Origin of the sequence: Paenibacillus sp. PCH8 (assembly GCF_002968835.1) — a bacterium.
Classification (GTDB): Bacteria; Bacillota; Bacilli; order Paenibacillales; family Paenibacillaceae; genus Paenibacillus.
The window spans coordinates 779,564-802,827 of record NZ_PKQK01000003.1 but is presented as its reverse complement, the minus strand read 5'-3'; the positions used below and the strand labels follow the sequence as shown (position 1 = coordinate 802,827).

Here is a 23,264-nt window from a genome sequence, read left to right as displayed (position 1 = left end):
TTGAGGAACAGTCTAGACTATGTAAAAAGGGAGAGGGGATGGACTGTGAATCATGTATTTGTAGGTAGTCCTGTGAGGAACCGGGCTTGGATTATGGATCGGCATCTGCAATCAATTAAGCAACAAGCCGTACAGAAGCAATATACATACATCCTGAATGACAGTGAAGATCAGACGGAGGACATTCTTCATGAGCATCAGATTCCTTATATGACTCACAATCTGGGAAGAACATATGGGCATATGCGTGGACAATACTCCTATCATCATCTGGCATTACTGAGAAACGTACTTCTGGATGAGTTCCTGAAATCGGACTGTGATTATCTGTTCTCAGTGGATACAGATATCATCATTCCTGAGCACAGCTTGCAGCAGTTAATGGATAACGATAAGGATGTGTGCTCTATGCTGATACGAAATCATCCAAAGGTGCAGGCGCATAATGCAATGATCGGTGAGAAACACATTTCTAAATTCAGAGAAGGCTTGTTTCCGGTGGATCTGACAGGTGCCGTATATTTGATTAAGCGTGAAGTGATTGAAGCAGGCGTTCGATATGGTTCACATCCAACAGGTGAAGATGCTCCTTTCTGTGAGCAAGCAAGGCGACTTGGTTTTGAACTGTATGTAGACACCCGGCTGCGGCCTGTTCATGTTTATGCGGAAGGGGTTGAATTGATTGCTACATTGGCTGCTTCGTAGAAAGAAACAGGAACGTCCTGTTTTTGAAAGTGTCGAAATGACCATTGTCTATCCACCTGCACTTGACTGGAATCTTTTGTTTCAGCGACCCCAGCAATTGATGACCGCGTTCTCCAAAATTCCGGGTGTACGTGCCATTTTCATTAACGAAGAAACGTATCGGAAACAGAGCTGCCCCATTGAGAAATTAAATGAGGATTTATTCCTTGTACAAAAAGGAGTGAACTACGATCATCTGGTCATAGGAAAGAAGGTCCTCTGGTTCTCCAGTCCAGGTCAGTACAACTATTCGGATGGACGAGAGTTTGACTTTACCGTATTTGACTATCTCGACAATTCAGCAGATGAATTCGCTGTGTGGAAAACCTACATACCCAAATGTTTTGACCGGGCAGATCTAATCTCTACCACGGCCAAGGTGATGTATGAAGCACATAAACAGGATGGTAAACCAATCTTCATGTGTCCGAACGGGGCAGATTATAATCACTTTGAAAAAGCAAGGGCTACCCTTCCAAGACCGGCGGACTTCCCCAAGGTTCATGATGGGCAGAAGGTTGTAGGTTTCCATGGGGCCATGGCTTCTTGGGTAGATTATTCACTTATTACCGATATTGCGGATAAGGGTTATCGTGTCGTTCTGATTGGAAACAATGCCCTCTATCAAAAGAATATTGTGCATCCCAATGTGACTTGTCTTCCGCACAAAGATTATAAAGTGCTTCCCGCCTACATTGCCCAATTTGATGTTTGTATCGTGCCTTTCAAGTTGACCGAGATGATTCGAGGCTGCGATCCAATCAAATATTACGAATACTTGTCTGCGGGCAAACCTGTGCTCACGACCCGTATGGAGGAAATTGTTCATAAGTACAGTGATGTAACTTACTTTATGGATCAGCATAATTGCGGAGTGATGTTGGAGAAAGCGATTCGTGAGAATAATGCTTCCAAAATTGCAGCACGAGTAAGAGTGGCTAAGTCTAATAGTTGGGATGGAAGGGCAATGGATGCTGTGAAGATGATTAACCAGGTTATGGGAGGCAGGAAAGATGAAAAAGATATTTAAACGGATTTTTGGCAGCCAATCAACTACACCGCTAATGGAGGTAGAAGAGATAGATATAGACTCGATGGAGTTTAATGTTACAAAATACACCCCAAATACAGATACAACGATTGTATATCTGCCTGCTATCGATTTTCATAGTGAACGATTCGGACGCCGACCACAGCGACTGTTAAAAGCACTTGCAGAAGTGGGATACAATGTAATATATCTCAATTCGAGTGACGAATTCTATCAAGTGGATGCCTTGGAAAATCCTTACCCGGAGCTTCCAAGCTTTGTGGTAGCCCGTGTCGGCCAGAACGTTCGTAATCTGTTTCGGGGGGACCGGGTGGTCTACTGGGTGAACGATAGCCGTCTGTCCAGCTCTGTCGAGACAGCCTATCCTGATCTGGTCGTATTTGATTCGTTGACAGATCCGGATCATTACGAGAAGGACAAGCATGGGATGGAGGCGATTGCTGATGTTGTTTTCATTACACCTGAGCGAATATATGAACATGGCAAATACTGCTCGCATGTCCACCTGATTACTGCCGAGGAATTCGAGATCCAAGAACGTGCTGAACAGGTCGCACGAATCATAGATGATTTACCAAACAGATCGGCCCCTCTGATGTAGGGGTCTTTTCTTTGATCAAAATAGGACTGTTTTTCTTATCAAAGAGGAGAGGGCTATTCATGCTTTATAAGTTCTGTGTACATCATCGTTAGGGAATATAGATATCGTTCTACACTACATAAAGCAGAGACGGCGAACAGCCAGACAGGTTAAAAGAAGGATCTCCCGATCATGAAGTCTTATAACCTGATTCAGGCTCATGCCAGTCTCCGTTGTGACAAAACTACATAACCAACCTAAGGAGTGGACAGATCAATGGCTAAAAAAATGATTATCAAAGGTGTAGGTACATTCATGGCTAAACGCTACCCTACAGATCCGATGGGTGCAATCGAAGTAATTACTCTGGGTACCTTGCAAGACCTTAAAATCGACCTCAACGTGGAGCTTGAGGACATCTTCGGTGGTGACGGTCTGTTCGCCATTGATGTACTGGTGAAATCCAAATCCATTGAAGTATCTGCTACGGATGCCAAATTCGATCTGGATGCGATCCAGCTGATGATGGGTTCAACGGTACAAGAGCAAGTGAAATCTTATGTATGGGTGCTTAATGAACAATCTACTACGGCTGCTGGAGTTGCCAATTCCGGATTTGCTGAATCCAAACCCAACTACGCAAGTAAGATCTATGGAAAAGACGGAGGAATTACGGTTCGGCTCAAAGATTCCAACACGTTGCTGAAACAACTTAGTACGAAAGGAACGACTGTGGCACCAGATCAATTCTTCTATGATGAAGCGAATGGCGTAGTTGTTATGAACGCTGCACATATCGGCAAGGAGATTGTACTGAATTACAAGCGAGATCAAATTGTAGACATGGTTGATCTGTTGGTGGACGAAGTACCATTCCCGATCTCTGTCATTCACCATGGTACGTTCCAGCAAAAAGATGGTTCATTTGCAGGTGTTGAAACCGAGCTGTTCATGTGCCGTGCCAAAGGAACGTTCAGCATCAATGCTCAGCGGGCTGCCGCTTCTGCATCTGCCATCTCCTTGCAGATTCTGGATCCTGAACGTGCTGACGGAAAAATCGGCAGTATCAAACGCTTCAGCGCACCAAGCAAAATTTAATATCCAATAAGTTATTGCTCCTGGCAAGGTATGAAATGGCTGCTGTGTTCTCCCCTTCACAGCGCCTTGCCTTGTCAGGTTCTTTTATACGTGTGCAGAAAATATTCTGAGGAGGTCTTAGATATTCATGGAAACAGAACAAGAGAAAGCTGAGCGAGAACTTGCGGAACAGCTGAATGAGGAAGCGGCGAAACGAATCAAAGATGATCCGGAAAACAAACGGGTGACGCCGGAGGAAGTGGAAGCTGCTGAACGTGCATTCTTTGAAGACGATGAGATTATTACGCTGCGGGATCGACGTAAATACCGTATCCCCCCTTGTAATCTGAAGGACGCCCGTCGTCTGATGAAATTGCTGAAGACCGTAAATATTGATGCCATCATTCTGAATTTCATCCCGACGGAGAATGATGAACTGGATGAGAAGCGGCAACAGGATCTATTTGATGTGTTGGCCATGGCGTTTAAAAATTATTCTTACATTGTGACCAAAGATGAGCATGGTGAGTACGTGATCAATCGAGAGTACCTGGATGAATATCTCGATTTGAATACTGCACGTAAAGTCATTGATATGCTCATTGGGCTTAATGGTCTAAAAAAGTAGAACGCGCCGAGGGTGAGACTTTGGAGGGGACCGAAATCCGTGATACGGAAACACAGGAACCCGTGCACTGGGGAGAAATCTTCTTCACCCTCCATAAGCATTGTGGATTGAACAAGTGGGAGATTTGGGAGTACACACTCCCTCAGGTTGCGGAGCTGTGCAAGTCAGCCGAGAAATATATTCAGTTTGAGGTTGAACTCATGACAGCACCTCTCCGCATGTTCGGTGGCGGTGGAGGTGAGGAAGTCGGAGAAGATGGAACTGTCAGACGTAAAAGAACTTATGAAGACGAGGATTACACAGAAATATCAGAGGATGATATCGGTATGCTTGCACAAGCGCTCGGAGGATAAGAGAGAGACATCCCGTTTTGCCTAAACGAAGGTAGAACGGGATTTATGCATAAAGGCGGTGATTCTTATGACTGAAACAGAAGGACAAGGAGACAAACACTCCTTAACACAAGAAATATTAACGGATAAGGATCAATTAACTGGACAAAACGCGGCGCTGAAAGGTAGCTCCCTTTCAGGCGTTAGCACGTTGGTTAGACGTGTGGAGACGATCAGAAGTGGTATGCAGTCGCAAATGATTGAAACACTGACTACTGATTTGGAGCAGTTTTATCGTGAAGCTTTCAGTGAGATGAAGGATGTGTCTGCAGCTGGATCACAGGAGTTGTTAGACTCCGTTATGAATACGATGAAATATATTTCATCAGGTGAAACCAAGGGGTATTCATCAACACTACTCAAAATATCCCTTGATTCGTCGCAACAGATGGATCAACAGATGACCAGGGCAGCCCAAAATTTCGAGCTTAGGTCTTCTGGAACATCGGATGATAGTAGGCAATACCCACAAAATGGCACGGTCAAAAACCTGCAACGAATTGCTCTGCAACATGGTATGGATCAGGAAGATGTAGGTCTTGCGTATCGTATTGGTTCTCGTAATTATGATCACCCATCCGAAGCGACAGAATTTGCTGAAGAAGTAGCCAAGCTGCACTCCGCGGGCAATACGGATGTGGAACAGACGGCAACAGGCTTGGAATCTGTTACTTCGGCATGGGGAAGCAGTGGCTTCGATCTGTCCCAAGTCACAGATATGATGATCAGGGCTTCAGCAATGTTGGATATTGGCATTCAGGACTTGATGGGTATGATGCGTCAGACCCTTCCGATGGCTGGTAATCCTGATGAAACGGTAGCACAAGAAGATGTATTAGCCAACTGGATTAGCAAGGCTGCTCTGTCGGTTCAGGCAAAAGGTGAAGTGGTTCCGCAGCAGGCTTTTGCATCGAATCGAGTCATGTTTGATCTTCTTGCTGAACAATTGAAGAGTGCGGATGCAAACACGTTGATCCATCAGCGCTCCGGTAGTAGAGATAATCTGCAATTCCGACAACGAGAGATCGAAATCGCATTTCAGGTTGCAACGTATGAGGCGATGCAAGGGTTGAAAGAGGAATTTGCCGAGTTAGGCAATTATCTTATCGCAGTCATGCGGTTAATCGGAGATCGCACAGGTGGCATTGTTGATCATATGGAACTGCTTAACCGAATTATGGATGAAGTCGGTGTTCAGGTTGCGTGGGATAAGTTCGGTGAAGTGATGAATGAAGGCGATCAGAAAAGATATGGTACTACAAAATCAGATCAAGGGAAAGTCGAAAATACGGGGAGCGATGTTCCCGAGCGACTTCGAGTCACGGATGTGCAGCGTGCTGGTGTAGCGCAGGAAATGGGCAGACAGCAGAGTCGTCTACAGACTCTGGATCATCGTAGAACAGTAATTCAAAGTAGGGATGCCGCCAAGCAAGATGATGTACTTCAGGCACGGACTAACCGAGATCATCGACATGAAATGTACAATCAGGCTATACAAGATGGGGATACAGCTGCTTCTTCCATTCATGCAGAAGAACGTGACGAAGCTGAGAAGCGAGTCAAAACGTATAGCCGAGAACTTCTTCTGTTGCGAGAAGAAATGCATTCTCTCGATGTTCAGATCGCGAAGACGAAGCGAAGCCTTGAGTTTCTAGGCCGAGAACTGGATGACACGAGTAGAGCAATGATGCAACTTGAACACCAAACTAGAGTTTTGATGATGGCGATGGATGACATGGACCTGGATGCAGTTGAACTACGAAATAAGTTGTATTTTCTAAATGCTGAGTTTCAATACGGTTCAACCGATGTTCAGCGCTACGAATCCGAGATTCAGAAGCTGCGTAAGCAGTCAACGCTATTGAATGACGTTCTCTCCACATTGAGAACCGAAGTCAATGAGTTAAATGCCTCTTTTAGACAGGGCATGATCGATGCCACAGCATACATTTCCAAACTGAAGGAACTCGAACAGGTTCAGCTCGCGAGTATGATGAATGGCTCAGGTGGATTGCTAGTTACTCCGGGTATTGCGGGAAGCGTCGGAGCTGGCACAGAGGGCGAGAAGAAAGATTCAGCAAACAAACCTTTCCTAGAGAGACATCAAGATCTTATCAATGATGTAATCAAGGATATGGCGACATCAAAGATCGAGGAAGTTATGGATTTCGGTTCGGATAAAAAGAAGGACAAACCTAAGGGAAGAGGATTAATTCAAAGATTCAGGGATATGAAGGAAACCGGTAATCGCAAAGCCTTTTTTAACAAGGATGCACCTATTCGTGACTCAAACGGTAATGCACTTAGAACCCCGCAAAATAGTAGTGGAACCGGTAATCAAATTATTACTCAACGTGAGATTAATGCCGAAAGGGTGGCACGGGGGAGAAAATACCCGGTAAACTTGCGAAGCTAGGTAAGTTAGGTAAGTCCATACTGAAACCGCTCAAGGCTGTTCCTTATCTTGGCATGGCCATGACCGCGGTGGATGTTGTATCCGGTTTAGTTGATCCACTGAGCAACATGGGGAAATCAGAAGCGGAGAAACAAAGTACTCGTGCCACCAACAAAGAGGAACTAGCCAAGGATTTTAAAGATATGGAGCAGTCCTCATTTGTAGGTAAAGTATGGAAAGGCCTTAACCTCGGAATGGATGCTGTTGTTAAGGGAGGAATGAGTACCCTATTTGGTAACAATGCCACCAACAATAAGTTCGGGGATTACTGGAAGGGATTTAAGGCGGTATGGAGTGAAGATGGCGGAGGTGCAGTGGAGAAGAAACTGGGCAAGGAATATAACTACGAGCAAGAGAAAAAAGAAGCCCAGATTCAAATGGATAAAGAGTCTGGAAAGCCGCCTGAGGACAATACACAACAACCGCAGATACAATACATTCAACCTCAAATGCAGTACATTCCTGCTGCGGGCGGAATAGGTACCATTGCTAACGGTTATACGCCTCAGCCACAGAGCAATGGCATTGATGAAATGATCGCCAAGATTAATCGGCAGCTTAACAAATCGGCAAGTGACAACGAAACCAATTACCAAGTCACTCGATCCCGTCTGTTGATTAGTGGTGTTCGCGAAGATTCGGGTCAGATGCGCGCACTAATGGAGAAATATTTGCAAGAGAATATCAAGTTCTTCGATAAAGCCATTGCAAGTTTACAGAAAACGTACGACAAGATGGCTGAAGGCAAGGAGAAAGATGAACTGGGCTTGGAGATTAATGAGAAGAAACAGCAGAAAGCACAATCAGAACTTGAACTAAGTGGTGTTAAAAACAGCCAAATTGATGAGCTTAGACGCAAGATGAATGATCAGTTTGAGTTGACGCAATTGGATTATGATAAACGAATGTATGATCTCCTGGCGGCTAATGGGGGTAAGGAAGATGCACCAGAATTAATTGCATTGAACAAATCCCGTGCATCTGAAATGAACTCACAAATAAGTTCGATCAAGCAAGATTGGAAGAATCTGCTGAATAGTGGTGTGTTTAAACCGGGCTCAAATGAATATATGGAGATTTTTAAACAAATCCAGTCATTGGGTGTAGAACAGTCCAAAAATTTGGCTGAAATCAGTAAAAAAATGGATAAACCGATATCCTCATTCAACATTCCAGCAGGTCTTAAGGTCATGGATTACTTTGATTACATGACGACGAACAATACACATAAAAGTGTGATGGTTGGCTCAGGTGATGTCACGGTTCATGTGAACATCGATAATATGACAGGCAGCACAAAAGATGTGGAGAGACTGACATCTACGCTGGACAAGACATTACGGCAGAACAACCCAGGTATGGTGAACTATATGGCCAGCAATGTTGGTGCGGGAATGGGAAGTAATCATATCCCTAGATATAGTAGATAAGGAGGAATTCTGATATGACTCAGCAAGACCCATTTGGCTTAGTTAATGACCGGTATAAAAGAAAGCTGTATGTGGATACAGGCATGAAGTTCGAGCCAGTGAACGGAAGAATTATTGATCCGTACTCTTCACCTTCGCCCAATCCGCAAGTGAGGGAGATTAAAATGATTAATGCTCCCTCGCATTTTCATCAGATGGGCGTATCTTCGTACAAGGCCATCATTAACATCCTGTTTAAAGATAAGCAATCCTATCACGACTACGCCATGTACGTAGGCTGGACACACAAATTTTATGATGAGAAGGGCAATATCTATGTTGGTGTTGTAGAGTCCATCAAAGTTGACCCTATTTTCTACCATCAGGATACGATGGATAAAGATCAGAAGGGGTACAAAGTCGAATTGACCATGACCCTGATCAAAAAAGATGGATATGACCGTAAGAGTGCAATACAGTTTCAGGATTTACAGACGACAGAAGGCAAGGACCACTGGGCAAGAGATTCCATTGAACGTTTGGCTGATTTGGGGCTGACGGTTGTAACCCAATTGGATGGCACACCTATTCTATATTTCAGACCGGAAAACTTCATAACCAGAGCAGAGTTTGTTACTTTCCTGATGCGTACTAAGCGTCTGTTGGAACGAACAATTCGAGAGTAGGGTGACCTACTCTCTTTTCTGTCTATTCTAAAGATAGGAGGTGTTTATCATACGAAAATGGGTTGATGTAAACGAAGGGGACTGGTTCTATAACGATGTTATGGAAGCCACGAATATGGTTTTGGATGATGGTGAAGTCTTTGTTGCGGGGATCAACTATAACAAGTTTGAGGAAGGCAAGCCTTTTGTATATGAAGAAATCAAGGGGAAAGCGGGGCAAACCTCATTTAGTCTGCCTGTGCTAATTAAACCGACAGATAACAATCCACTGTATGTGTTTATTGATGGTGTTCAAACAATCTACCAAACGGCTGAAACCAATAGTAAGGGATTAACCGATGTGGAGTTGTATACCGGTGTGAAAGCAGGACAGGTGGTGTCCTTCTGTAGTTATGGAGAACCGTTGCTGGACAGTGCTTGGAAAAGGCCACCCATGTCCTGGACTGGAGATCTGCCCAGAGCTGTACTTAGTGCAGCGACGACCTATTTCTACGATCCATTCAGTCGTAATCATCAGGAATACTTGTATGCAGCAGGCCAACCGCTTCGCAGACTTAGTATTCCTTCCGAAGTATGGGCAGACACCATGGGAGATGCAGAGGCGGTAACCAAAATTGCAACAAAGGCTATTGGTTACCGAACGGATGTGTATTGTGTCAGCCCGGGGGGCTCGGTGTTTCTTCCTTTTAATCTGAACGGTGTTACCTGCAAGTTCAATTATTGGACGAAGAATAACAAATTCATGAGTGAAGATATCAAAGCCACAACCCTCAAACCAGCATACAACAATTGTTTTTTTCCTAATGCCATTATACAGCGGGGAGAAGCCTTTCATCTGATTAACAAGTTGCGCAAGGTATTCTATGCCAGATTTACGGACAAGGAAGCACCTACGACAGGTATTAATGAGCCTATTACGGCTTTTCAAGGACAACGGGTTTTTAGACTTAACGGCAATTATCCGGCAGGTAAAAAGAAACTTAAAATTACAGTGAAATTCAAAGAAGAAAAAAAAGATAACGTCCAAGAAACACCGGGTTATTCGGAAATTGACAACCACACGGTTGTCTTCAATCAGCCTTTGTCAGAAGGCGACGAAGTGACGTTCTATTATCTCAAAGATGTGAGCGAGAGGTTCGCAGACGTCGGCAAAGATTCGGCCATTTATTATCGGGACAAAAAGGAGCGAGTCGTACAGAACAAGGATGCCTTCTGGAAAATAGCCGTCTCGGAAATGGAAGACGAAACATTTGCGAACAATGATCCACTAATTAATGGCATTCCTATCAAGAAAAAGATGGATGGTGCAGCGGTAGTCACGGATATGGGCAGACCTGTAGGTGGTACAGACGAGGAAGAGATATGGTTCCTTGGAAATTCTGCAATGACACGAGCTGAAGCCGTAGCTTTCCTGGACCGATTCATGAAATGGACCATCGAGCGATTCAAGTAAGGGGGAGATTACAATATGATTCCAATTTCGGATGAGGTTATGAATGTGCTATCCCAGCGTCTGAAGCTGGGGGAAGGGGCGCTTCCCAATATCCGTGTCGAAGTAGATCGGTTGGCATTTATCCCGGGACGGACGGAAGAGTTCAGGCATATCGTAACCGAGCAAGTGCCCATCATCAGTACAGAATCCGTTTGGGTGGATGAGTCGAGTAATGGTATATATAACGGTTCGACTCAAGCGAATGCTCAGGAGATTTATTTTCCGGTCAAGGGTAAAACGATCGATAGCATTACAGTTACAGATAATTTTGGTGCTCCTCGTGATAAAGGTACAAGAATTCATAATGGTATTGATTTGTGGGATGACATTGGAACGCCGATTTTGGCTGCATGGGCCGGAAAGGTTGTTCGAATATCCTATAGTAAAACAAAGGGTGCTGGTAATGCCGTAAATATAAGACATGCAAACGGTGTAATCACCAAGTATTTTCATTTAAAAGAGATCCTCTGTTCGGTGGATGATGAAGTAGCTCAAGGGGCTGTCATTGGAACGCTAGGCAACACGGGTGGCGTGTATACCGGTGGTCATAAGGTGTCCGCAGCTGAACGTGCGGCGGGCAAGGGACGACATCTACATTTTGAGATCTGGGAAGGAGTCAATCGAACAACTAGAACTGGAGAAGGCGGCAAGCCAGTTAATCCTAGATTGTATTTCAAGGGCCAGCGCAAGTTGCACGGAAATGCGAAAACAACATTTACTGATGTAAAGCCGGTTCAGGTCGAAGGATATCCCGGAGAGATCAAACTGAATGAGAAGTTCGACAAGCGAAACTGGCATGAGAAAAACGTTTACACAACTGGATTGAAATTTTTGGATTATGCCAAGATTGAATCGGGCTGGACTATGTTTGATTCAGGAGGCAAGTTGCTGTATACGTTTGAAGCCAAAGCCGCCGTAGCCGAATTTGAGATTAACGTGACGAAACTGAGTATGCCCACTCAAGGGCTGCTTAGTATTGGAATGGGGACTAATTTTAGCGAAGCGGAAGGGGATTCTTTCGCTGTAGTGATTGATGGTAAAACGTATGCCTATGTCAATAAGTTCAACGGGGCCTATGACCTGACCAAACTCACGGAATTAAATAATATCGTGGTTCCTGCAAAAGCCAAGAGTCTCAAGATTAAGGTGACGTATGGGGGCAAACAAAACCCCACTATCCCAACCGGATCTGTTCCTGCTTCGAAAGAGAAGTATAAAAAGTTCGCCATCGATTATATTCGCATACAAGAGTTGTTGCCTGCTCCGTTGAAGAATCAAAAGAGTGAAGAAGGGCTCGATCCGTCTAAAGGATATTATCAAACGAACAGCTACGGAGATTTTATCAATAATAGAAGGACAGAGACGGATGTTATTCAGGTCGGGTCTTTTGTCTATATGGACACGCAGGTTCTTCCCAATATCATTAGTGCCGAAATCGATGATCAGTTTGATTCTGAAGCCAGGGAAGCACGGCTGACCATCTCCAATCCGAGAGGATTCTTCTCCCCGGATTATAATCCTGCTCATTTTCCTGAGCTTGGGGGCGTGCCGTCTCCATGGTCTTATTTCGCAAACGGATTCCATATCGGGGTTCTGAGTGAAAACACACCGATACGCATATATATGGGATATGGTCAGCACATGATGCGGGTATTTACGGGGCTGATTGACAAGGTGGATATCAATGGCGAAGGCTCCACGCTGGAGATCACGGCCCGAGATATGTACAAGCGTATTATTGAGAAAGTCATTTCAGAGAAAAAAGCCTATCCAGAGGTAGATGAGATTGATAATGTGCCAGATCCGGTGCCGCCTGCAGCAGTTGGAACGGATCGGACAACCTCCATTATTCAGGCTGCACAGGCCCAAGCTGCGGCGTATGGCGTACCTGATCATAAGTTCTTGCTTGCGATATGCAGGCATGAGACCGTTCTCGGAACACTGGGGAAGGGCAAAGAAGAGAACGGCAGCTTTATTCTTGGATATGGTTGCCCTAGTACAAGTGATTGTAATCCTCTTTACAAGGGAATTCAGGAGCAGATGAAGCGCGGAGCAGAACGGATGTCCAGAGCACTGGCTTCCAGAGGGAAAAAAGTAACTTCCAAGGCGGATGTACTTTATTTCCACAATGGAGGAGACATTGCTCCGATGACCTGGAGTCAGGATCGGGAGAATTGGGTGAACAATGTATGGACCTTTTATCAGGAGATGCTCGCAGACCCGGCAAGCTGGATCGTTACAGCAACCTCCACTCCGGCAGTTACACCGACACCAACTCAGCCTGTGGAGCTAGAAAAGCCGGCCTGGGTCAAATCAACGGTTGTACTAGATCTGGTTAAACATGCAGGTATGGTGGGTTGGCGGGCAACCAGTGAGGATCGCTCTTATCCTGACTATGTGATTGATGAGACCTATCTGATTGAGGTGAATCAGAAGACGGGTAGGGTGATTGTTCCCGTACCGGGTCAGGAAGGTGAGTTTGAAGTTAAGGACGCAAGTACAGTGCTGACACCGAACGGATGGCTTAATCCATTTATTGAGGAGTATGGCAGGACGTTTGAGCAATGGTCTGCCAAAGTTACGGAAGCTGTTCAGGAGGTGATCTCGGAGATTCCGTATCGAAGCTACTGTGACCGTTATGGTACATACCGATTGGAACGTCTGAATTATGACAAATCGGTCGTAGCAGAATTTTCCGAGAACGACAATCTGATCTCCATTACCAAATCTACGGATTGGTCCAGAGGTAGAAGCCACATCGTTGTTATCGACTCGAATGGTAGTCAGAGCAGTTTCGTAGACAAGGAGATTTTGCTCGAACTCAAAGGAGAGATTCGAACCATGGTCTTGGCCGTTCCTTGGGCGAAGACGGTTGAAGCCAAAAGGCAGGTGGCAGAGCGAGCTTTTTTTGACATGAAACGGATGTGCCGTACGCTACAGGTATCCATTCCTGCGAATCCTGCGCTTGATCTGCTCGACAACGTCATTGTGACCGATAAAACGACCACCACACGGGCTGTATATACGATTAAAAGTATTAAAACCAGTTATTCGGTCGACCGTGGCATGTTACAGGTCATTGATATGATGTGGGCAAGAAAGGGAGTGATGGTGTAATGGCCGGTATTGTGAATGAAAATATTGTATTTCCCGTGCTGGATCTAATCCACCGGGAACTTCGCAAATATAGCAGTATCTCCAATTCGAATGTTTCTCCTCTTGAAGGTGAGCCTTCCGTTACATTATATCGGGAGCACATGCAGGACCCGGACAGGGTGACTGGAGCAGACCTCTTGTATGAATCGGCATGGAAGGTTTCGATCTGGATGAAGTTTGGCTCAGAGGATGAGGAAGACTTTCCTTCCGGGGTGGGCTACTCCCACCCGGATTATGATTATTACAAGTATTACAGGTTAATGCAGGTGACAGCCCGTACATATGATGCATCTGGGGAGTCGATGTTCACTTACAATATTGGTTTAAATTATGATGACGAAGGACGCTTAACTGGAACGAGCGTAAGTCGTATATAACATGTAGGAGGTGGTTCCATGGCATTTAATGTATCTTACATCGCGGGTGGCGTCATCGACAAAGTGCGCGAGCTGCCGTACCCACACTTCAGTAAAAAGACGATCCCGTTCATTCGGGGACAGATGTTAGACATTCCGGCGGCCAAGACCACCAAGTCTGATACGTTCACCTTGGCGTATGACACAGAGTTTCTGAGCATTGCGTTTGCTGCGAGCCACTACTGTGTCGGCGATTACTGGGAGCTGATGATCGGGACCGAAAAGGTGTGCCGCACCATCTATTCGAAAGAACTTCCCGAATCAGTTTCTATGGGAAATAGTTTCGGAATTGTCTACCCGATTCCGGCGGGAACGACCATCCAGTTTGATTTCTTCAATGCGGTGGCTGAAGCCAAGTCGGTCTGGTACAACATCAAATTTTTGAGATAAGGAGGGTGACGATGGCACAGACAGTACCATTAACCAAGTTCAGTGGATTTGTGTCCGGCGAAAGTAAAGCAGAGCAAATTATTTTCGACCTGGCCGATGCTATTGTAGGGGCGAAGATTCCAACCACCAATGGCTCAAATGTAGAGAATAAGTGGAAAAAAGTCTATGAGTCCATGTCAGATGTATGGGTGACTTATAAAGAGATGACCCGTGCAGGCGTCCAAGGAAAGTATAAGCATACAGATGGTAAATCGTATGATGTCTTGAAGTTGGCGAGCAACCTACAGTCTACCCTAGCACAGGAAGATGGAAGATTACTTGTAGATGAGAATGGATACTTACATGAGGTATTTGATACGCCTAATAAGTTGTCTGGAAAGAAAATCAGAGTTTCAGCTCATGAATTTCTTGATGAGAAAGAAAATCCGTTTTATATTAATTTCCCGGGTGCTCTAGTAGTTATTATTCCAGATGAGACTTCCAATATTGGACTCCGGTCTTATTTCGTAAAACAAGTACATAAGAAATCCGATGGGACAAAAGTAAATAATACAGACTGGAATGAATTTGAAATTATAACCGAGATGCCTGCTGATTGGGCGAATGCTTTAAGCAAACAGAATTTCAAATTCAGAGTGGAACATAAACAATATAACGTAGACGGATATAGACGTTACTACACAACAGAACTCGTACTCGCAGCAAAATATACATTCACCGAACGATACTTCGTCGCTGAGCCAACTAACTACACCACACCAAAAGTAGTGCTGAAAGCTACGCCAGATGTACCAGAGGGTATTTCTTCTCGGGATTATTTCATCATGTTTACTCAACCTCAGAACTTCGCGGGCGGAGACTATAATTACTTCGATTGTCAACACGGTGTTGGGTTTGTTGGCGAATTAAGCAAGGGTGATCCGTCAGCTACATTCACGGGCATCTGTAATCCAAAAACTGTATTGCCAGGTTCTACACCCGTTGTGGTGGATCAGACAGCAGCAGAAGCGATGTATGAGCAGTGGAATGATTCAGAAGCAACCAAATTATACACACCACCGAGTATCACATGGGATAAGGATTTCGATGGAATTACAGAACTAATTAGTCCTGCTTCACATTTCTTTTATGGACGTAACTCGACCGTGAAATGGCTGCCGAACAAAAAGCGGAGACCAGATTACCTGGTAGCCTATCATATTTCGATTAATAATGACCGAGTAGCAGTAGTCATAGAAGGAGATCCTTCCCCGAACATTCATGGATATTACCGTAGCTTTGGTTATTTTGGCAAAATTGTACCTTTCAATGACCATGATCACATTGGCAACTTTGGCTTAACCGTAGGTATGGGAGATTTGAAACAAGACCTAACGGGATACACCAAAAATGAGATTCGAACTGATTTGAATCCAGACAAGTATGCACAGTATGGAGAGTACACATCAAACGGGATGGACTCGGTATCTCTCCTCAGAACCAGAGGTAATGTGTTGTATCAGGCGCATTATCCAGCATTCATCACTCAACTTCCGAATTATCCTGATGTGGGGAGTATTCCAAAAGAACTGTCTAAACTAGTTTTAGACAAAGATGGTTTCCAGAAGTCTTTATGGACTGGAAAATATCATGCAAGTCCAGTTTATCTGGTGCACCAGGCAGAAGGTTATCGCGGTTATATGGATGGAGTCGTTGCGATTTACGATCAGAATCTGGTGAATCTGGATGAACTGATTGTAGATACAGAGATCCCTAAAGACAGTAATAATCCAGCAGGCGGTAACTGGACCGAAGTGTACAAGTTCTTCAGTATCAAATCGCCGATGAATTTTTTCAAGCACTCGCCTGCACCAGATCAGGTCACGATTGCAATACTCAAGGAAATTAAATAAGGAGGATTAACATTACATGGCAAACTTCAAGTATGTAGAAACCATTACAACATCCCAAGACCTTCTGAACAAAATGAAGGAGGAAATTACTTCTTTCGAGAAATTCCCTTTTGAATCAACAGCAGGTGAAACAGCTGACAATAATTCGTGGAAGGTATTTTACGAGGAAAAGGATGCTGAAAATCGGATCAGTCTGCTGATTCTGCAAGGGACCATGACCATTGGATCAACGGAAAAGCCAATCACCAAAAAATACTATGTACAGTTCACGAATCATGCTATCGTTCCACGAGTGATCACACCAACACCTAAATATGTAGAGCATAGTACATTGACGGTCCAATTGCTTGAAGGACTGGAAGGGGAAGAGTCAGCTGCTCTACCAGTAAAGACACTACCAACATTCAAATTAACAGGTCATCCTGTACTGTATCAATGGGCACTGGAGAGTCATACGCCAACGGATCGCAATAAAGAAAAACCGGTATATATGTACATCAACGTTATGAATAATCGTCTGGCCATGGTTCTGGTTGCAGATCCGGCTGTGAATTTCATGGATTACAAAAAATCATTCCTCTATGTAGGTGCTCTGAAGCCATTCAAGTACAACCTCAATGATGTGGATGGAAATGTGATGCTGACGGCAGGTGCAGTTATTGACGAACCGGATATTGCAACAATTGCCAAAGACGGTACATACTATTATGGCCAGTATACTTCTGCAGGTAACAACACGTTACAGATGCTCAAGACCAAATCGGGCATTGAATTCCAAAGTCATTATCCTTCTTTCATTACACAGGCACCACCAGTGGGTAAAGCCTTTATTGATCCTGAACTTGGCGATACGGGGCTTGAACTGGAACCACAAGGCTTCCAGGCTTCCAAATGGACGTCCAAATATCACTTGTCTCCAATTTACGTTGTTCACCCGTATGAAGGCTATCGCGGACAGTTTGATAACTGTATTGCGGTGACGAAGCATAATATCCTTCACCTGGATGAACTAATTATTGATGTGGAGGGAAAACCTTGGCATCAAGAAGTTTATCGTTATTTCGATACAGATACGCAGCAGAACTTCATGAATCTGTCGGCAAACCAACGCATGGGTGTGGCGATTCTGAAAGAGGTACGCTACTCAAGTAAACAAGCATAGATCTGAATCGTATAGATTCAGTAGAGGGAACCCTGACTCCGCTCAGGAGTTCCCTTTTTATTTGGAGGGGGTGATGCAGTGCTCACAACAAACGAATATTATTTTAGCATCCGTGACGTTGCGAAGACTTCACAGGGTTATTTGCTTATGGTAGGTAGTACAGGAAGCAGACCTCTGGACTACATGTTCGTATACATTCCCTATAGTCGCTATGCCAGCGTATTAATGCTGGATTTCTTCATGGCACGGAATGCTGCTGATGATACGATAAAAGAGGAATTGATTGACTCCATTAAGAAAGACTTAGAAGGGGAAGAGCAATTCATTGTTCTGTCTGATGGACAATCAAGAGATCAGGTCAATATAAGCCATGCGCCTGTTGGAGACAAAAGAAATACGGTGCAAGCTGAGATTGAAGAAGAAATTAAAGCTATGCGTTATCGATTCGGTGCGAATGAGTCTTTAGTAGAACCGATTGAGGCTTTCCGAGCTTCCCTTCGAAATAGTGATTTTATGGATAGCCCTGAACAAAAGACTGCTAATCGAATTCAGGAGTTGCATAGTGCGGAGTTACATAGTGATGATGCAGCATGGCGTGTAGATAATAACAAAGAGTTGAGAATATTCAAGAATGTTACAATAACTCGCAATTTATTAAAAAATCTGGACAAAATTCATCCTTCCCAGTGGGGTGTTCGTTTCTCAGATCAAGATGTCATTCTTGATTATTTAGGAGAATATAGTCGTGATGATGCAGTTGTAACGGTAGTAGAACGAATTATGGCATCAGCCAGAGATCATCAGAAGCATACTCGGCTTGAGATTTTAGCATTAGCCCATCGGACAGCCACGATGCTCACGGAGCAAATGGTAATCGATGGTGCTTTGAAAGAAACAGAGCGACAAAGCATAATAGAGAGTGTAATCGACAGTGTAAAAGAGAGACTAAAAGACACTGCACTATCAACTTTGGAATTCGCTTCATCCATGACTCGGCGTGAACTTAACCTTTCATATGAAAATGTGCTAACAGCGACAAAAAGCCATCATCGGGACACTTTGAAGGGAACTATGCACGAATCCTGGCGTTCCGACCAAAAAGAAACCGATATAGAGCGGGATACACTAAAAGCAAATTCTTCACGTTCTCTGCAAGAAGGCTATATGGAAATTACGCATAAACAAATACTATCTGCTGTAGATCATTCAAGAGTAATTAGTGTGCAGCAGCCCACACTTGGGGAGAGAAATGGCAGTTTCGACGGACTAGTGAACAAGTTCACTCATGCTTTGCGTCATATTGATTTTGAAACACAGATGCAGTATGTGCAGCGATTGGGTAGACGTAAGGATTTCGAAGCAGGATCGATTATGCGGCCACCCCTCTTGGCTAAATTGAAAACTCGCCAATTTCCAAGTATGGTACACCAGACTGTTTTAATGCAAAGAAAAACTAAAAAAGAACTACTTTTATCCGAAATGCAATTATATAGACGGAGCAAAGAGCAGGATATCGTGTCCTTAAATGAAATTATAGAGTTCGGAAGGAACAGACATACTGCACCTACCGTAATTAATAAAGATCATGCATGGGGAATCATGGACAATGATGTCCAAACTTATATGGATAGACCCTCAGCGAACAGGTATCATTTACTCTCTGCACTAAGAGAGAATCGAAGCGATCCCTGGGTGATCCAAAATCATTTCCCAGAAGCTCAGCGTATCATAGATCATAATTCAGCAAGAATAGACGAGGAGTTCCCTTGGGGCAAAAGAATTATAGATCATAATCCTGCTTATATTGAAGATGTTAGTACACAGATCAAGGCACGTCGGCTTATTGTTGTACTTGGTGCGGTTGAGGCCACGGATAAGCAAATTCTTGCTTCAAGAGAATCTACCGAGTCAGGTATCATCTTCCGAGAGAAACCCGAAGCACACCGGGATGAAGTAGAATTTGCTTATGTCGAAAGAGATAAACCTGAAAGTACAAGGATTGACAAGGAAGCAGCACATCTGCTCAGAGAATATTCAGAAGGTCGAAGAATTGACAAGTTCGAATCGTTAATAGAAGAGAAGTTTCACACAGGGCATGTTGGTCCACGAGTGATGTATCTTCCAAAAACAGAAAAGCACGCCGATCGAATAGATGCCTATGACATGAAAATACGATCTTCTCGCTTGGGTGATCGCAGTTCCGAGAAAAGCATTTGGATGCCGCAACATTTACGTGGAGATCGCGATGAGAAGCCGCTTACCATTGAAGACACTGTATATGAGGCGTTAAAAAAAAGGGACAGTAGAGACCTCTTTCTTGACGATGAGATGTATGTGGCGCTGAAAGGTAGCAGAGATCTTAATGTAGCGAATATATGGGAATCATTAAAAAATATAACACAAAAACATATGGTTTACATGGATGAGTTGCTGGAAAAATTCATTAGTGATGGTGGATCGATCGGAAATAAATTATATCCGGGACATCTGGAAGATTCATTGCTCGCCGCTGAATTATTGGATCGACCTGCACTTGTGCTGGAGATGATGATTGATGCGGTGTATCGGACTGATGATGTTGCCTTTATAGACGAAGGCCTTCTTGCTGGAGTTCGAGAGAGAATAGATGCACTAATTGAAGTGGGTATACTTTCTTCAAGTAAGCAAAGTGAGAGTGGACTCATTACGTTCAGTGCCGAGGGTATTCAGGACTTGCAACAGGCAATCACTGACTTGGAGATGACAGAAGCTTATCAAGATAGAGATGATGCATGGACAGATACAGCGTTTATAGATGCAGATCATCTCTCCCGTCAAGGGGATGTAGATGAAAAGATGCCCGAGTCCATCAAGGAAAAAGACAGCGACTATAATCAAGTCGGATTGCTGAATGAACAAAATGCAGGTTCGAAGTTGGATCACCGTGGAGAAACGATTGAGGTGACTTACGCGGATTATGATGCTAAACCGATCGTATTTAATTTTGATAATCCAATTGGATTTACTCAGGCATCACCAGGGGATTTTGAAGAAGAACGTTTCGAAATGAATGTTGCTTACTCACCGGAAGACTTCGGTACGGTGAATGAAGTGTTAGATGGCTATAATTACAACCGAGTTGGATTATTTGACGAGCAAAATTATGTAACAGGAGAAACTACCCTTCGTTCAGGTGAGAACCCTAATATATACGTTGCAGGTTCAACAGATCTTCGAGAATTCACAATTAATGAGGAATACTCCATCGGTTCCCGTTTCAAACAACAAGGAGCTGTGAGTGAGGAATACAACTTGGGGAGTGCTGTTGATCGTGAGCTTCAACAGACTGGACAGATCATTTCAGGAGGAGCATCCCAGACAAGAGAAGCGGATATAGGTCATATGTATACCTCCAGCACTTCTGGGCTGCGTCAAGCCAATACGAGTGAGGGCTATGAATGGGCATCTCCACTGTTACGACAAGGTCTCTATGATGAGGAGCAAGGTCTGGGTTACAAGGATTTGCTTGAGATGCATTGGGATGATGGGGATGGATATATGGCAGAAACCCATTCTCGCGTAGCCGTAATAGCTGATCAATCTACTTACGGTTTGATTGAATTAAAGCAAGCAAACATGATCGATGATACCCGATTTGCTACAAACTCAGCACGATTGAGCGAATTAGAAGGACTGGAACACGCAACTCAATTGAAATATTCAGATCAGTTAGAACAGATAGTCGCTGTGCAAACCAAGTATGGTCATCAGGAGTGGGCACTGGATCTGACGGAACATGTGAAGGACTCATGGATAAATGAAGATTTTCTGGGTCAGGTCTACAAGTTCGGGAACTTGGAGCAACAGTGGGTTGCTAGTAAATATCAATATGGCTTGATGGATCATTATCTTGAGGGTGGGGACAAGCCAAGATACGCAGACGTACCTGTCGAGTCCATTGGAGGTATGCCGCTCAAATATGGGCAGATCGAAGAGGAGTTTCAGTCAACCAAGTATCAGTATGGCAACTTGGCAGAGCAGCTACTCGGAATTAAACCTCAGTATGGAAAGATCGAAGAAATACTTTTTTCTACCAAGCCTCAATATGGCAATTTGGAAGAACACCTTCTCGCTTCTAAAGATGGTATGAAATCTGAATATCTCTTCACTAACAACGGATATAAACTTGGAAGAGATGCGTATGTTGAAGAACAGCTAGCAGGAATAAAGAACGAGCTGATTACAGGTCTTGAAGAAGGAATAACGGGGATTCTAAGTCTTCGTCGGGCTGTTGTTGAATCTGGTTTGTCTGGTATACAAGAGAAATCCCATGCTGAGTGGGAAAAATCTATTGTAAGTGACAAGGTAAATAATTATGGCACAATAGTCACACCTTCTGAGGCGTTAAAAATTCAACAACTTGGACATGTGGAAGAGCAATTATATAGTAGAAAGCTGGATCAAAGTGGTTCCCTGCTGAATGGTGCACAAGGAATGAAGGAACAGGCGGATGGTGAATTTAATCATTACACATGGACAGGCACGAACACAGAGCGACACGCTAATCTTGCTGAAGAAATCACCGGGGAAATGGACCCGCGTGAATCCATATGGACATACGAAATAGTGACTGCACTTAAAAAGAGTCTTCATGGTGAATTTAATCCAGAAGATTCTAACATTTCAATCAAATTAAGTGGCGCAGGACATTCAATTGACGACTTTTCATATTCAGAATTTGAAAGTAGAGTTGCACTTGTGCAGAAGGATGTCATCGCCGCAGACCGAGAAGATGAGCGTATTTCTCATCTGGAGAACCAAAGAACAGAGGCATCGTTAGCGAATGCGCGCCTATCTGAGTTACAAAATCCGGAGGATACGTTCGCGACCTTTGAAGAAAGATGCGCTCAGGTGATTACAGGCTTTATTTTTGCTGAACGACCGGAGATGCGAGCAGAATACTTGGAGCAACTCTATGCATTTTTGCCAGAACGAACAGCACACCTGATGAAGGTGTATCATGAAGCCAAAGTGGAAGGACGATCTTCTGAGATTGAGACGAATTCGGTGTTGGCATATCGGGATCGAATGACTGAAGGTTATCTACCCATTATGGACACTACTGCACAGGGACTTGTTTTCGATTATACCGACAATCTGCTGGACCGTGGAATGAATCCTGAAGACTGGGAAGGCGGGTTTGGAGTGCCAGAAGAGTATGATCCTCATGATCCGTTCAACGTATATTTTCCTTACTCCAAAGAGATGGATGCTCTTGAACTTGTTCAGGCAGATGATTGGATTGAGTTCGGAAGTGGAGATTGGAAACGGGATGAGCTCCTCGGTAAGTTTTACAGTAAAAATAAAACTTCTCAAATGAATGGATGGTATCGAAATAATTTCCTGGGAGATCAGTATAAATTCTCTGTCGATTTCAAGGTGGATGCAAACGAGAAGGGTGACGATGGCGTAGGAATTATCTTTAAATTGCAAGATATCAATAACTATTGGATGTTTATGGTCAATGGTGGTGATTCGACAAATGCTCTGGACATGAGGACACCGATGCAGCTATATCACGTCGTCGGAGGGAGAAAAGAGTCTATAGGTTCTCCGATGCAACCTTTTAAATGGGAGAGGGATCGATGGTACACAATCTCGGTATCTATCATGAAAGGTAAACTGCAAATTTATACCGATTCCAAACTACAATACGATTTGACGGGCACTGATTAACTCAGTGTTCTTTTTTTCG

Annotated in this window: 16 protein-coding genes; all 16 read left to right on the top strand. The window is 44.0% G+C overall.

Annotation, left to right across the window (positions count from 1 at the left end):
- Positions 1-45: 45 nt before the first annotated feature.
- The 16 genes from C0Q44_RS20915 to C0Q44_RS20840 all read left to right on the top strand — a co-directional run bounded on the left by C0Q44_RS20915 (position 46) and on the right by C0Q44_RS20840 (position 23,245).
- Complete coding sequence (locus C0Q44_RS20915) at positions 46-705, top strand: glycosyltransferase family 2 protein (protein WP_105409157.1); 660 nt, start codon at positions 46-48, stop codon at positions 703-705.
- A complete protein-coding gene (locus tag C0Q44_RS20910) occupies positions 683-1,774 on the top strand; it encodes a glycosyltransferase (RefSeq protein WP_105409156.1) in 1,092 nt (363 codons plus the stop codon). Before C0Q44_RS20915 ends, C0Q44_RS20910 begins: the two co-directional genes overlap by 23 nt.
- On the top strand, positions 1,758-2,396 hold the full coding sequence (locus C0Q44_RS20905) for a hypothetical protein (protein ID WP_105409155.1): 639 nt from the start codon (positions 1,758-1,760) through the stop codon (positions 2,394-2,396). The genes C0Q44_RS20910 and C0Q44_RS20905 overlap by 17 nt, the downstream gene beginning before the upstream one ends.
- A gap of 255 nt (positions 2,397-2,651) precedes the next feature.
- Positions 2,652-3,473, top strand: coding sequence for a hypothetical protein (locus C0Q44_RS20900; protein ID WP_105409154.1), 822 nt, complete (start codon positions 2,652-2,654; stop codon positions 3,471-3,473).
- Between the two features lie 127 nt (positions 3,474-3,600).
- Positions 3,601-4,080 carry a hypothetical protein gene (locus C0Q44_RS20895; protein ID WP_105409153.1) on the top strand — a complete coding sequence of 160 codons (480 nt, stop codon included), beginning with the start codon at positions 3,601-3,603 and terminating at the stop codon, positions 4,078-4,080.
- Positions 4,081-4,100: 20 nt separating this feature from the next.
- Entirely contained in the window at positions 4,101-4,433 is a 333-nt protein-coding gene (locus tag C0Q44_RS20890) for a hypothetical protein (protein ID WP_258166461.1), read from the top strand.
- A 67-nt stretch (positions 4,434-4,500) separates the two neighbouring features.
- Entirely contained in the window at positions 4,501-6,888 is a 2,388-nt protein-coding gene (locus C0Q44_RS20885) for a phage tail tape measure protein (RefSeq protein ID WP_105409152.1), read from the top strand.
- 53 nt (positions 6,889-6,941) lie between these two features.
- Complete coding sequence (locus C0Q44_RS20880) at positions 6,942-8,357, top strand: hypothetical protein (RefSeq protein ID WP_105409151.1); 1,416 nt, start codon at positions 6,942-6,944, stop codon at positions 8,355-8,357.
- Positions 8,358-8,371: 14 nt separating this feature from the next.
- Complete coding sequence (locus tag C0Q44_RS20875; RefSeq protein WP_036607803.1) at positions 8,372-9,022, top strand: S-layer homology domain-containing protein; 651 nt, start codon at positions 8,372-8,374, stop codon at positions 9,020-9,022.
- Between the two features lie 100 nt (positions 9,023-9,122).
- The gene (locus C0Q44_RS20870; protein WP_105409150.1) at positions 9,123-10,475 is read left to right on the top strand and encodes a hypothetical protein; all 1,353 of its coding nucleotides are present in this window, start codon (positions 9,123-9,125) and stop codon (positions 10,473-10,475) included.
- A 15-nt stretch (positions 10,476-10,490) separates the two neighbouring features.
- Positions 10,491-13,631, top strand: coding sequence for a M23 family metallopeptidase (locus C0Q44_RS20865; protein ID WP_105409149.1), 3,141 nt, complete (start codon positions 10,491-10,493; stop codon positions 13,629-13,631).
- On the top strand, positions 13,631-14,047 hold the full coding sequence (locus tag C0Q44_RS20860; protein WP_105409148.1) for a hypothetical protein: 417 nt from the start codon (positions 13,631-13,633) through the stop codon (positions 14,045-14,047). The genes C0Q44_RS20865 and C0Q44_RS20860 overlap by 1 nt, the downstream gene beginning before the upstream one ends.
- Positions 14,048-14,065: 18 nt before the next feature.
- On the top strand, positions 14,066-14,476 hold the full coding sequence (locus C0Q44_RS20855; protein ID WP_105409147.1) for a hypothetical protein: 411 nt from the start codon (positions 14,066-14,068) through the stop codon (positions 14,474-14,476).
- An 11-nt stretch (positions 14,477-14,487) separates the two neighbouring features.
- Entirely contained in the window at positions 14,488-16,368 is a 1,881-nt protein-coding gene (locus tag C0Q44_RS20850; RefSeq protein WP_105409146.1) for a hypothetical protein, read from the top strand.
- A 16-nt stretch (positions 16,369-16,384) separates the two neighbouring features.
- Positions 16,385-17,530: a hypothetical protein gene (locus C0Q44_RS20845; RefSeq protein ID WP_105409145.1), complete on the top strand. Its 1,146-nt coding sequence runs from the start codon at positions 16,385-16,387 to the stop codon at positions 17,528-17,530.
- Between the two features lie 78 nt (positions 17,531-17,608).
- Complete coding sequence (locus tag C0Q44_RS20840) at positions 17,609-23,245, top strand: hypothetical protein (RefSeq protein WP_105409144.1); 5,637 nt, start codon at positions 17,609-17,611, stop codon at positions 23,243-23,245.
- The last annotated feature ends 19 nt before the right edge of the window (positions 23,246-23,264 follow it).

What these genes read in the sequence shown, in the direction of transcription:
- C0Q44_RS20905 (WP_105409155.1), top strand. Translation starts at nt 1,758, where the DNA reads ATGAAAAAGATATTTAAACGGATTTTTGGCAGCCAATCAACTACACCG.
- C0Q44_RS20900 (WP_105409154.1), top strand. Translation starts at nt 2,652, where the DNA reads ATGGCTAAAAAAATGATTATCAAAGGTGTAGGTACATTCATGGCTAAA.
- C0Q44_RS20895 (WP_105409153.1), top strand. Translation starts at nt 3,601, where the DNA reads ATGGAAACAGAACAAGAGAAAGCTGAGCGAGAACTTGCGGAACAGCTG.
- C0Q44_RS20885 (WP_105409152.1), top strand. Translation starts at nt 4,501, where the DNA reads ATGACTGAAACAGAAGGACAAGGAGACAAACACTCCTTAACACAAGAA.
- C0Q44_RS20880 (WP_105409151.1), top strand. Translation starts at nt 6,942, where the DNA reads ATGGCCATGACCGCGGTGGATGTTGTATCCGGTTTAGTTGATCCACTG.
- C0Q44_RS20875 (WP_036607803.1), top strand. Translation starts at nt 8,372, where the DNA reads ATGACTCAGCAAGACCCATTTGGCTTAGTTAATGACCGGTATAAAAGA.
- C0Q44_RS20870 (WP_105409150.1), top strand. Translation starts at nt 9,123, where the DNA reads ATGGAAGCCACGAATATGGTTTTGGATGATGGTGAAGTCTTTGTTGCG.
- C0Q44_RS20865 (WP_105409149.1), top strand. Translation starts at nt 10,491, where the DNA reads ATGATTCCAATTTCGGATGAGGTTATGAATGTGCTATCCCAGCGTCTG.
- C0Q44_RS20860 (WP_105409148.1), top strand. Translation starts at nt 13,631, where the DNA reads ATGGCCGGTATTGTGAATGAAAATATTGTATTTCCCGTGCTGGATCTA.
- C0Q44_RS20855 (WP_105409147.1), top strand. Translation starts at nt 14,066, where the DNA reads ATGGCATTTAATGTATCTTACATCGCGGGTGGCGTCATCGACAAAGTG.
- C0Q44_RS20850 (WP_105409146.1), top strand. Translation starts at nt 14,488, where the DNA reads ATGGCACAGACAGTACCATTAACCAAGTTCAGTGGATTTGTGTCCGGC.
- C0Q44_RS20845 (WP_105409145.1), top strand. Translation starts at nt 16,385, where the DNA reads ATGGCAAACTTCAAGTATGTAGAAACCATTACAACATCCCAAGACCTT.